Source organism: Streptomyces cahuitamycinicus (assembly GCF_002891435.1).
GTDB classification, from domain to species: domain Bacteria; phylum Actinomycetota; class Actinomycetes; order Streptomycetales; family Streptomycetaceae; genus Streptomyces; species Streptomyces cahuitamycinicus.
Map to the genome: position 1 here is coordinate 36,549 of NZ_POUC01000015.1, position 11,279 is coordinate 47,827.

Below are 11,279 nucleotides of genomic sequence, written 5' to 3' on the forward strand. Positions count from 1 at the left end.
CATTGTGAACAGTTCCCAGGAGGTGACGACCATGGCCACGACCCTCGCCAAGGCCGCCGACGGCACCGAGTCGGCCACGCACGCCGCCCGGATCGACCACGTGTCGAAGTCGTTCGCGGGCCCCGCCGGGCAGCAGCTCGTCCTGGACGACATCACCCTCGATGTCGCGCCCGGAGAGTTCGTCACCCTCCTGGGGGCCTCGGGCTGCGGCAAGTCCACGCTGCTCAACCTGGTGGCGGGCCTCGACCGCCCCAGCGCCGGCGAGATCGCCACGGACGGCCGTCCGGCGCTGATGTTCCAGGAGCACGCGCTGTTCCCGTGGCTGACCGCGGGCAAGAACATCGAACTCGCCCTGAAGCTGCGGGGCATGCCGAAGGCCGAGCGCCGGGAGCGGGCCGAGGAGCTGCTCGAGCTGGTGCGGCTGAAGGGCGCGTACGGCAAGCGGGTGCACGAGCTGTCGGGCGGTATGCGCCAGCGCGTCGCCCTGGCCCGCGCGCTCGCCCAGGAGAGCAACCTGCTGCTGATGGACGAGCCGTTCGCGGCGCTGGACGCCATCACACGGGACGTGCTGCACGACGAGCTGACCCGCATCTGGCGCGAGACGCAGGTGTCCGTCCTGTTCGTCACGCACAACGTGCGCGAGGCGGTCCGGCTCGCGCAGCGCGTGGTGCTGCTGTCCTCCCGCCCGGGGCGGATCGCGCGTGAGTGGACCGTGGGCATTCCGCATCCGCGCCGCATCGAGGACACCGCCGTGGCGGAGCTGTCCGTCGAGATCACCGAAGAACTGCGTGGGGAGATCCGCCGTCATGGCCAGCACTGATTCGACGACCGTCGCCAAGGACGGCAGCGATCTCGCCGGGCTGGAGGCGGGCCTCGACGCGCTGGAGACGCGGCAGACGCTCCGCACGCCGTTCCGGCAGACCTTCGTCCAGAAGATCCTGCCGCCCCTCCTCGCCGTCGCGCTGGTCCTGGCGGTCTGGCAGGCGCTCGTCTCCTTCAAGATCGTCGACGACCCGACCAAGCTGCCCGCGCCGTCCGCGGTGTGGGACGTGGTCGAGACGGCGTGGCTCCAGGGCGAGTTGCTCGGCTACATCTGGACCAGCGTCTCGCGCGGTCTGCTCGGCTTCTGCTTCGCCCTGCTGATCGGCACGCCGCTGGGCCTGATCGTGGCCCGCGTGAAGTTCATCCGCGCGGCGATCGGTCCGATCCTGTCGGGCCTGCAGTCCCTGCCGTCGGTCGCCTGGGTGCCGCCGGCGGTGATCTGGCTGGGTCTGAACAACTCGATGATGTACGCCGTGATCCTGCTCGGCGCGGTCCCGTCCATCGCCAACGGCCTGGTGTCCGGCGTCGACCAGGTGCCGCCGCTGTTCCTGCGCGCGGGGCGCACGCTCGGCGCCACGGGCCTGAAGGGCACCTGGCACATCGTCCTGCCCGCCGCCCTGCCCGGCTATGTGGCGGGCCTGAAGCAGGGCTGGGCCTTCTCCTGGCGCTCCCTGATGGCCGCGGAGATCATCGCGTCCTTCCCCGACCTCGGCGTCGGCCTCGGGCAGCTGCTGGAGAACGGCCGCAACGCCAGCGACATGGCGATGGTGTTCGAGGCGATCCTCCTGATCCTGATCGTCGGCATCGCCATCGACCTGCTGATCTTCAGCCCGCTGGAGCGGTGGGTGCTGCGCAGCCGCGGCCTGCTGGTGAAGAGCTGAGTCCCATGACGAACCAGCCCGTTCTCCTCGTCATCGCCCACGGCAGCCGCGACCCGCGCCATGCCGCGACGGTGCACGCCCTGGTGCGCCGGGTGCGGGCGACGCGCCCCGACGTACGGGTGGAGACGGGCTTCCTGGACTTCAACGTCCCCTCGGTGCAGGGGGTCCTGGAGTCCCTGGCGGTGCAGGGCGTGCGCGACGTCGTCGCCCTGCCCCTCCTGCTCACCCGGGCGTTCCACGCGAAGGCGGACATCCCCGCGGTCCTCGCGGACGCGCCGCCGCAGCTGCGCATCCACCAGGCGGACGTCCTGGGCCCCTCCCCCCTGCTCACGGCGGCCCTGGAGCGACGCCTCCACGAGGCGGGGCTGACCCCCGCCGACAAGTCCTCGACCGGGGTCGTCCTGGCCTCGGCGGGGTCCACCGACCCGGAGGCGATCGCAGTGATCGCAGAAATCGCGCGGGAGTGGCGGCACACCGGTTGGTGCGCCGTGCGGCCTGCGTTCGCCTCCGCTGGTTCTCCCGCGGGGTTCCCGCGCACCGAGGACGCGGTCCGCGAACTCAGGACTCTGGGCTGCTCCCGGGTCGCCGTCGCCCCGTACGTCCTGGCTCCCGGATTCCTCCCGGACCGCATCGCCCGGGGCGCCGCGCAGGCGGATGTCCTGGCGGACGTCCTGGGCCCGGCCCCCGAGGTGGCGCGGGTGGTGCTGGAACGGTACGAGGCGGCACGGATGCCGTTGCCTGCGGCCGTGAGCGCCTGACGACTTCCCCGGCCCGGCCCGCGAACTCGGCTCGTCGGCGCCGCCGTCCGGGGCGTCACGATCGGCCTTGTGCCCGGCGGTTGACCGGGTAGCGTCGGAGAGCGACGCTGCCCCCTCGTCCCGGCGCCGCTGAGCAGCAGGAAGTCGAGCGCGGTGGTATGCGGCACCGTGTCGTCTTCCTCGTGGACACCTGCTCGGCCGGCGTGGCGACAGGCAGGCAGCCGTTCACCGAGATCGACGCGGACCGGGGGGCCCTGGGCCCTGGGTGCCGCCGTCAGCAACCCTGGAGTCGAGGAACTGCCGGAGATCAGTATCGCGCCGGCCTGGCCGCACGGCGTGCGCGACTACCTGCGCCACCGCACGGTGTCCGAGGCCATCACGACAGGGATGCGGACGGGCTGACCGTCACGCCGCCGGTTCCTCGTGGGGTTCCGGCTGGAGGGCGAAGGAGTACGGGGCCCAGGGGCCGGTGATCTCCACACGGAGGCCGGGGACGCCCCGGGCTGCCGCGAGGATGCCCGCGCGGAAGGCGACGACGCGCTCGGCCGGGACGAGGTAGGCGTCGTTGGCGACGTTGGTGCCGGGGGCCGAGCCCGCCAGGCTGCCGCGTTCGGGGGTGTGGGCGACGCGGTCGACGGCGAGGGTTCCGGCCGTTTCGGCGAGGCGGCCCGCGGCCTGCGCGACCGTACGCCAGGCCTCCTCGTTCCTGCGCTGTCTGCGACGGCGGATCACCTGGTAGGCGCGGCCCACTCCGAGGCCGGTGACCGGCTCCTGCGCGGGCTCCGGGTCGGCCTCGGGCGGGGTGATGTCCGGGGCGGCGTAGATCTTGACGCCGAGTTCGACATGGCCCGTGAGGCGGTCGAGGAGGGAGAGGAAGTAGCCGCGGCGGGTGTCGAGGGCCTGGCGGGCGCGGTCCTCGTCGGGGAAGACGGTGGCCAGGCGCAGGGGCAGCACGGCGGCACCGGAGGCGACCAGGGCGGCCACCACGGCGTGGTGGGAGCGGACCGTGGACTCCAGCCAGTCCACGTCGGCGAGGTGGGCCTGCAGGGGAGCGTCGGCGTAGTCGGCCGGCGGGACGTGGCCGACGGCGAAGGCGAGCTGGGGGCCGCTGAAGGCCGGGGCGACCAGGTGGATCGGCTCTCCGGCGACACCGCGCAGGTGGGCCGTGGCCGCCGCGGCCTCGGGCGTGCGGCGCAGGACCGCGTAGGTGTAGACGAGGTTCGTGTCGCTCATGACTGCGGGCTCCTGTCGGTGGCCGTGCGATTCCTCTCGCGAGACTCCGTTCTCGTGCCGTCCGTCCCTAGGTACGCGGGGGACGGCACAGGCGTTCACGGGAACGGCCGGCGGGTTGGCCTTGCCCCAGGGGGGCAGGGCCGGGGGCCCGGAATGGGCGACGCCTTATTCCCGTGGCGGACGCCGTACGGCGATCCCGGGGACCTCGGCGGGGAAGGGGCTGCCCCGTGAGCCGCAGGCCGACCGCGACGGTCGGGGGCCTGGTCATCCACCGGGGCGAGGGCGGCCTCTTCGCTTCGGGGACCCGCGGCTGACCGTGCCGGCCGAGATCACATCGCACACGCCCCGCCTGGGGGGGCCGCCGTGTCACGTTGCCCGTGTGCTGAACGGGGTCGCCTGGTGGAAGTAGAGCAGCCAGCGGCCCTCGGTGCGCCGCCACAGTGAACTGCGGTGTGCGCGGCTGCCGTCGTACTCGGTGTCGTAGGTGAGGTGGACCAGGTCGGGGGCGAGCTGCACGCCTCTCAGGGCGGAGACGGCGACGGGCTCGGCGCCGGGCTCGGCGGTGGCGGCCAGGGAGGCGATGATGGCGGCCCGGCTCCAGTGCCGGCCGGAGGCTCCGAACTCGTGGAAGTCGGGGTGCAGCAGCGCCCCGACCCGCTCGGGTGACCGGCGGACCTTCGGGGTGAGCAGGGCGAGTTCGCCCTCCATCGCGGACTCGACGGCCGGGTTGCGCTCAGGCACCTGTCATCTCCACCAGTTTGACGACGGTGTTCCAGTTGCGGGTCGTGGCGATCACGCCTTTGCCGATGCGCGGTTTCGACAGGTGTTCGGCCAGTTTGGAGCGGCCCAGGCCGTTCGGGGCGTACAGGTACAGGGCCCGGTCGCCGAGGCGGAACTCCTCGGGGAGGTAGGCGTCCCGGTCGATCTCCGCGAAGCGGTCGGGGGTGACGGGCGCGGAGAAGTAGGTGACGTGGAGCTGTTTGGGTTCCAGGTCGGCGGCGGGGAACGGACAGGCGTCGGCGATCGCCCGCAGATACGCGTGGTCGCGCACGATCACGTCGACGCCGAAGCCGAAGCGCCGCTCGATGGCCTGCGCGATCTCGCGGGCCAGTGACTCCTCGCCGCGGTGGCCGGAGGAGAACACGGCCTGGCCGCTCTGCAGGTAGGTGCGGACGTCGCCGTGGCCGAGGTCCGCCAGGAGCGTGCGCAGGTCCGCCATGGGGACGTTCCTGCTGCCGCCCACGTTGATGCCGCGCAGCAGGGCCGCGTATGTCGTCGTCATCCACTCACGATAAAGCGGCCGTCGTGCCCCGTGGGGGTGGGCACGACGGCCGCCGCGGGCAGCTGCCCGGCCCCGTAAATTACTCACCGGTCTTCGCGTGGCACAACCGTCTGCCCAGGATCCACACACCCGAGGAGCCCGAAATGTCTGGCGATAGGTGTAAGGGACCACAGTGGGCGGGGGTCCTCCCCAGTGGGGAGAGGGCTCGCTCCATCGGGATGAGTGCGGGCCCCGCCAGTTCACCGGACAGCACGACGAGATGGCTTTATCCGACCCATACCTTCGAAGGGAGAGGGGCGGCAGGGGGCCGCCACCGCATCTCGAGGGGGCAAGCCCGTCATGGGGAACCGAGACAAACGGGCGCGGGGCCTCGCCGCCCGGGCCGGCGGCTGGAGCGCCCGGCACCGATGGGCTGCCGTCGGAATCTGGGTCCTGTTCGTCGTCCTGGCGATGGGGCTCGGTTCGGCAGCGGGCCGGGTCGACGTCAAGGACAGCGACCAGCTGAAGGGCGAGACGCACACCGCCGCGCGGATCATCGAGGACGCCGGGATCGACGAGCCGGCCAGTGAGAACGTTCTGATCCAGGCCAAGGGCGGTGACCTGAAGGCGACGGACGCCGAGTTCCGGGACGCCGTCGACGCCGTCGTGCGCGCGGTCGAGGGGACCGGCCGGGTCACCGAGGTCGCCTCGCCGTACGACACGAAGACGATCTCCAAGGACGGCCGCAGCGCGCTCGTGCAGTTCGACATGCGCGGCGAGCCGGACACCGCCGGCGAGCGGGTCGAGCCGGTGCTGAAGGCCGTCGAGGGGGTACAGCAGGACCACGAGGCGCTGCGGATCGAGGAGATCGGCGGCGCCAGCATGATGAAGACGTTCGACGACGCGTTCGGCGACGACTTCAAGAAGGCCGAGTACTCCGCGGTGCCGGTGGCCTTCGGCATCCTGCTCATCGCGTTCGGCGCGCTGGTCGCGGCGCTGCTGCCGGTGGTGCTGGCGATCACCGCGATCATGGCGACGATGGGGCTGATGGGCGTCGTCAGCCACGTCATGCCGATGAGCGACACCGCGAACTCCGTGATGCTGCTGGTCGGTCTGGCCGTCGGCGTCGACTACTGCCTGTTCTACCTGCGCCGCGAGCGCGAGGAGCGCGAGGCCGGCCGGGACGCGCAGACGGCCCTGAGGATCGCCGCCGCGACCAGCGGCCGGGCGATCGTCGTCTCGGGTGTCACGGTGTGCGTGGCGATGGCGGGCATGCTGTTCACCGGCCTCGCCGAGTTCGAGGCGATGGGCCTGGCCTCGCTGATGGTGGTGGCCGTGGCGATGGTGGGGTCCGTGACCGTGCTGCCCGCGCTGCTGTCGCTGCTCGGCGGGCGCGTCGAGAAGGGCCGCATACCGTTCCTGCGCAGGCGCAAGCGGAGCGGCGGCGGTCAGGACAGCCGGTTCTGGACGGCCGTGCTGCGGCGCGTCCTCGCCAGGCCGGTGATCGCGGTGGCGGTCGCGACCGGAGCGCTGCTGGCCATCGCGGCTCCCGCGCTCGGCATGAAGACGCAGCAGCTCACGCTGGACCAGGAGTTCGGCGACTCGCTGCCGATCGTCCAGACGTACAACCGGCTCAACGAGGCCTTCCCGGGCGGTTCCGAGCCGGCCGAGGTGGTCGTGAAGGCCGACGACATCAACGCGCCCGAGGTGAAGTCCGCGCTCGCCGACTTCCGTGACCGGGCGATCAGTTCGGGCGCCTCGCGCGGTCCGGTGGAGATCAAGCTGCACGACGCGCAGAACGTGGCGTTCGTCTACGTCCCGCTCGTCGGCGGTTCCGACCAGGACAAGGCGGGCGCGAGCCTGGACAAGCTGCGTGACGAGGTGCGTCCGGCCACGCTCGGCAGGGTCGACGGGGTCGAGGCGCCCGTCACCGGGCAGGTCGCGGGTTCCAAGGACTTCAACGACCAACTGGCGGGCGCTGTCGTCCCGGTGTTCGCGTTCGTCGTGGTCTTCGCCTTCGCGCTGATGCTGCTGTCGTTCCGCTCGCTGACCATCGCCATCACGTCGATCGTGCTGAACCTGCTGTCGGTGGGTGCCGCCTACGGCATCCTCGTCGCCGTTTTCCAGCACGGCTGGGGCGCATCCCTGGTGGGCGCGGAGGGCGTCGGCGCGATCATCACCTGGCTGCCGCTGTTCCTCTTCGTCATCCTGTTCGGCCTGTCGATGGACTACCACGTGTTCGTGGTCTCCCGGATCCGCGAGGCGCGGCTGCGGGGGCTGACGACGAAGGACGCGATCCGGCACGGCGTGGTCACCACGGCCGGGGTCGTCACCAGTGCCGCCGTCATCATGGTCGCCGTGTTCGCGATCTTCGGGACGCTGTCCATGCAGTCCATGAAGCAGATGGGTGTGGGCCTCGCGGCGGCGGTGCTCATCGACGCGACGATCATCCGGGGCGTGCTGCTGCCGGCCGTGATGGCGCTGCTCGGCGAGCGCAACTGGTACCTGCCGAAGTGGCTGCACCGGCTGCCGGACCTCACGCACGACGAGACGCCCCAGGCGGTCCCCGGACCGGCGGCGCGGGACGACGAGGGCGAGCCCCTCAAGGTCTGATCTCCGCGACGGAGACAAGGGCCCGTTGGTTGCCGGGGCAACCAACGGGCCCTTCGCTGCCCAGTGTCAGGTGCCCTGTGTCAGGTCCCGTGTCAGGTCCCGTGTCAGGTCCCGTGTCAGGTGCTCAGCGTCAGGTCAGGCGCCGCACCTGGAGGACCTCCGCGTCGCAGCGCACGATCTCCAGCTCCCGGTCCGGGCGGGCGCCCCCGAAGGTGAGCGCGATGCGGCGGCCCGGCACGAGCCGCCAGCGACCGGGCACGGCGCCGGGGGCGTCACCGCGTCCCAGCGGATGGTCGACGAAGGTGCCGTCGGGCGCGAACTCCATGCCGCGGCGCCCGCGCGCGGGCGGGAAGGGAAAGTCCTCGGGCCGGTAGACCCGCACGTCCTCGTGGTCCTCCTCGTAGGAGTGGAGCCACGGGCGGAACAGGCCCGACGGGGACTCTCGCATGCCCGGCCACCTCACTCGTCCAAAGCCGTCCACATTGCCGCTCTTGTACCGAAGTGACTAGAATTACCAGTGTATGGGTTCGGAGGGGACGGGCAACCGAACGCTCCGCCCGGCGTCGCCCGGCCCTCGCCGCGCGTGACAGACGCGCAGTTTCCGCAGCCGCGTGTGCGGCACACTCCCAGCTCCCCCGAGGGGCAAACCATGTCCGATGCGCAGGCGTTCCTTCGCGCCACCTCGCCCGACTACAGCCGCTGGTGCGGCGCCATGGAGGTGCACCGCAGACTCCTCACCCTGAACCCGGAGTACGCCGAGAACCGGGCCCTGATCGAGAACACCGCGTTCGCCTACGAGTCGATGGAGCAGGTCACCGCCCGTCAGGGCCTCATCGACATCCCCGTCGTCGTGCACGTCGTGCACAACACCCCCGAGCAGAACGTGAGCGACGCCCAGATCCACAGTCAGATCGACGTGCTCAACCAGGACTTCCGCGCGAGCAACCCGGACGTGAGCAAGGTACCGGCGGTCTGGCAGGACCTGGTGGCCGACGCCCGCCTGCAGTTCCACCTCGCCCGGACCGACCCGCTGGGCCGCCCCACGGACGGCATCACGCGGACTCAGACCACGAACCCGGGCTGGGACACCGACGACCTGGTCAAGTTCAGCCTCAGCGGCGGTCAGGACGCCTGGCCGGCGGACATCTACCTGAATCTCTGGGTCTGTCAGCTGCGCCGCGGGCTGCTGGGCTACGCCCAGTTCCCGGGGGGCGCCGCCTCCACGGACGGCGTGGTCGTCACGCACACCGCCCTCGGGACCACCGGCACCGCCACCGCGCCGTTCGACGGCGGCCGCACGGCTGTGCACGAGATCGGGCACTGGCTGAACCTGCGGCACATCTGGGGCGACGACGACGAGGGCTGCAACGGCAGCGACTTCGTGGCGGACACCCCCAACCAGGCCGGAGCGAACGCCGGTTCGCCCCGCTTCCCCCATGTGACGTGCGGCAACGCGCCCGACGGCGACATGTTCATGAACTACATGGACTACACCGACGACGCCGCGATGTTCATGTTCACCAAGGGCCAGTCGGCGCGCATGGACGCCACGCTCGACAACGCCCGCCTGACCCTCACCCGTCAGGCCGTCGCGGTGTGACGACGGCCTGACGCGGCAGGGCGGCTTCAGCCTCGCCGGGCGGGCAGTTCCGCCTCGATGAGGTCGGCGGCGCGCCCGGTGCCGCCCTCCTCGGCGGTTCGGGCCTGGAGTTCCTTCAGACGGCGGGCCACCTCCGGGTCGCCGGTCAGGGCGAGGGCCGCCGCGCGCAGGGTCTCGCCGGTCGCCTCCTCCGTGGGCAGGTACCGGGCCACACCAAGACCTTGGAGCATCTCCGCGTTGCCGAACTGGTCCACGGCCTGCGGTACGGCGATCATCGGAGTGGCGGTGGCGAGGCCCTCCTGGCTGCCACCCGCGCCCGCGTGCGTGACGAACAGGTCGGCCTGCTTCAGGATCGCCAACTGCGGTACCCAGGTACGCACCTCGACGTCGGCCGGGACGTCGGCGAATTCCGCCGGGTCGACGTGCTTGCCGACCGAGAGCACCAGGTGCCAGCCGGGCAGGTCGCCGAACGCCTCGACGCACGCCCGGTAGAAGCCGGGCTGCTTCGTGAAGGCCGACCCGAGGGACACGAGCACGACCTTCTCCGCGTCGGCCGGCCGCTGCCACTCCCCCTCGGCGGTGCGATCGCCCTGGCAGGTGCCGACGAACGAGTACACCCGCTCGTCGACACGGTCCGCGTTCGGCTGGAGCGCCTCGGGGAACAGGACGATCGAGCGGTCGGGCCGGCCCCCGAAGTCGTCGGGGTGCAGGGTGATCCCGTTCTCCTCCAGCCAGGCCTGGAAGCGGGCGTAGTAGGCCTGCCCCCGCTCGGTCTTCTTCGGCTCCTCCCACAGGGGCCGGGCGACCTCCTCCTCGTATCCCTCCCAGGCGACCATGGCCGGTGAGAGGGAGACCGCGGGGACGCCCCAGCGGTGGGCGAGGACCCGGCCCGGGTAGGAGGCGATGTCGTGCAGGACGAGGTCCGGCTCGTCACCCTCGTAGGCCTCGATCAGCTGCGGGAGGGCCTGGATCGCGTCGTCGAGGAACGGCTCCACGTTGTCCAGCAGCGTGCTCCCCCACGCCTCCGGGTCGTCGTCGGGCGAGGGCAGCGTCGACTTCCAGGGTTTCACCTCGGCACCGGTGCCCGCGACCTTGTCCGCGAAGACGGGCGGGATGGCGTAGGTCACCCGGTGGCCGCGCGCCACGAGCTCGCGGATCACCTCCAGACTCGGGTTCACGTGGCCGTGGGCGGCGATGGAGAACATGGCGATGTGCGCGCGACTGGTCATACGCCCGACCGTATGCGAGACGAGACGTCTCGTGCAACCTCTTAGATCGACGAGGTCAGCACCTCGTGCAGGCGCAGCCACCGCGCCGGGGCCACCTCGCCCACCAGCACGCCCCGGTCCAGCCGCGCCGCCCGGAACGCGGCGTCCACCCGCCGTCTCGGATGGGCCCCGCGCAGCGAGGCGTGCAGTGAGCCGCCCGCCCCGGAGAAGCCCAGCTCGACCAGGGACCGCCAGCTGCGCCAGGCGCCGTCGTCGAGCAGCGGGGTCTCACGCCGCTCCACGCGGAGCACGCCGGCGTCCACGCGCGGCACCGGCCGGAAGCTGCGCCGGCCGACCCGGCCGAGCAGCCGCCACTCGAAGCGGGGCCAGCTCCGGACCGTCAGCAGCGTCCAACTGCCGTAGTCCCCGGTGCGTTTGCGGGCGTACTCGAGCTGGGTGAGCAGGGTGGCGTCGGTGAGGGCGGGGGCGCGCAGACACCAGTCGACGCCGTCCGCGGTCCGGGAGAACGGCACGTTCCCGGCGACCGAGAAGGCCGTACGGGGCGGACGCGCGGCCAGGAAATCACCTTCGACGACACACACCTGCGGGGTGCCGGAGAAACGGGCGCGCAGCACGGGCGCGAGCCGCGGGTCGATCTCGTACGCGCGCAGCTCCTGGCAGCGCGCGGCCAGTGGGGCGGTCAACGCACCTTTGCCGGCGCCGACTTCGAGCAGCAGCGAGACGGTGCCCGGCCGTGGGACGGCGAGCCGGGCGAAGCGTTCCGCGGCGGCACGGTCGGCGAGGAAGTTCTGCGAGAGGGCGCGGGAGAGCGCGGTGGGGCGGGCCATGGCCTGCGGGTCCTTGTCTTCCGGAAGGTGGAGAAGGGCAGACGAGGGCCCTGAC

General features: G+C 71.9%; 10 protein-coding genes and 1 pseudogene. 5 read left to right on the forward strand and 6 right to left on the reverse strand.

Annotated elements, in window-relative coordinates:
- The first annotated feature begins 31 nt into the window (after nucleotides 1–31).
- The 3 genes from C1J00_RS03970 to C1J00_RS03980 are packed head-to-tail and all read left to right on the forward strand — an operon-like array spanning nucleotide 32 to nucleotide 2,461.
- Nucleotides 32–820 (forward strand): ABC transporter ATP-binding protein, encoded by a 789-nt coding sequence (locus C1J00_RS03970; RefSeq protein ID WP_102907632.1) that lies wholly within the window; start codon nucleotides 32–34, stop codon nucleotides 818–820.
- Nucleotides 807–1,703 carry an ABC transporter permease gene (locus C1J00_RS03975; protein ID WP_102907633.1) on the forward strand — a complete coding sequence of 299 codons (897 nt, stop codon included), beginning with the start codon at nucleotides 807–809 and terminating at the stop codon, nucleotides 1,701–1,703. Before C1J00_RS03970 ends, C1J00_RS03975 begins: the two co-directional genes overlap by 14 nt.
- A gap of 5 nt (nucleotides 1,704–1,708) precedes the next feature.
- Nucleotides 1,709–2,461 carry a sirohydrochlorin chelatase gene (locus tag C1J00_RS03980; protein WP_102907634.1) on the forward strand — a complete coding sequence of 251 codons (753 nt, stop codon included), beginning with the start codon at nucleotides 1,709–1,711 and terminating at the stop codon, nucleotides 2,459–2,461.
- A gap of 405 nt (nucleotides 2,462–2,866) precedes the next feature.
- Here C1J00_RS03980 and C1J00_RS03985 read toward each other — a convergent pair whose 3' ends face one another.
- The 3 genes from C1J00_RS03985 to C1J00_RS03995 form a co-directional block, all read right to left on the reverse strand.
- Complete coding sequence (locus C1J00_RS03985) at nucleotides 2,867–3,694, reverse strand: GvpL/GvpF family gas vesicle protein (protein ID WP_102907635.1); 828 nt, start codon at nucleotides 3,692–3,694, stop codon at nucleotides 2,867–2,869.
- A 366-nt stretch (nucleotides 3,695–4,060) separates the two neighbouring features.
- Nucleotides 4,061–4,435: a nuclear transport factor 2 family protein gene (locus C1J00_RS03990; RefSeq protein WP_102907636.1), complete on the reverse strand. Its 375-nt coding sequence runs from the start codon at nucleotides 4,433–4,435 to the stop codon at nucleotides 4,061–4,063.
- Nucleotides 4,428–4,976, reverse strand: coding sequence for a DUF1697 domain-containing protein (locus C1J00_RS03995; protein ID WP_102907637.1), 549 nt, complete (start codon nucleotides 4,974–4,976; stop codon nucleotides 4,428–4,430). The genes C1J00_RS03990 and C1J00_RS03995 overlap by 8 nt, the downstream gene beginning before the upstream one ends.
- A gap of 339 nt (nucleotides 4,977–5,315) precedes the next feature.
- Here C1J00_RS03995 and C1J00_RS04000 point away from each other — a divergent pair, with 339 nt between their 5' ends.
- Nucleotides 5,316–7,568 carry an MMPL family transporter gene (locus tag C1J00_RS04000; protein ID WP_102907638.1) on the forward strand — a complete coding sequence of 751 codons (2,253 nt, stop codon included), beginning with the start codon at nucleotides 5,316–5,318 and terminating at the stop codon, nucleotides 7,566–7,568.
- A gap of 130 nt (nucleotides 7,569–7,698) precedes the next feature.
- Here the strand turns inward: C1J00_RS04000 and C1J00_RS04005 are convergent, their stop codons facing one another.
- Nucleotides 7,699–8,016 (reverse strand): hypothetical protein, encoded by a 318-nt coding sequence (locus tag C1J00_RS04005; protein ID WP_102907639.1) that lies wholly within the window; start codon nucleotides 8,014–8,016, stop codon nucleotides 7,699–7,701.
- Between the two features lie 201 nt (nucleotides 8,017–8,217).
- Here C1J00_RS04005 and C1J00_RS04010 point away from each other — a divergent pair, with 201 nt between their 5' ends.
- Nucleotides 8,218–9,168, forward strand: coding sequence for a zinc metalloprotease (locus tag C1J00_RS04010; protein ID WP_102907640.1), 951 nt, complete (start codon nucleotides 8,218–8,220; stop codon nucleotides 9,166–9,168).
- A gap of 26 nt (nucleotides 9,169–9,194) precedes the next feature.
- Here the strand turns inward: C1J00_RS04010 and mgt are convergent.
- Both mgt and erm read right to left on the reverse strand, forming a co-directional pair.
- A pseudogene (gene mgt / locus C1J00_RS04015) lies at nucleotides 9,195–10,434 on the reverse strand (macrolide-inactivating glycosyltransferase).
- A gap of 4 nt (nucleotides 10,435–10,438) precedes the next feature.
- Entirely contained in the window at nucleotides 10,439–11,224 is a 786-nt protein-coding gene (gene erm / locus C1J00_RS04020; RefSeq protein WP_102907642.1) for an ErmE/ErmH/ErmO/ErmR family 23S rRNA (adenine(2058)-N(6))-methyltransferase, read from the reverse strand.
- Nucleotides 11,225–11,279 lie beyond the last annotated feature (55 nt).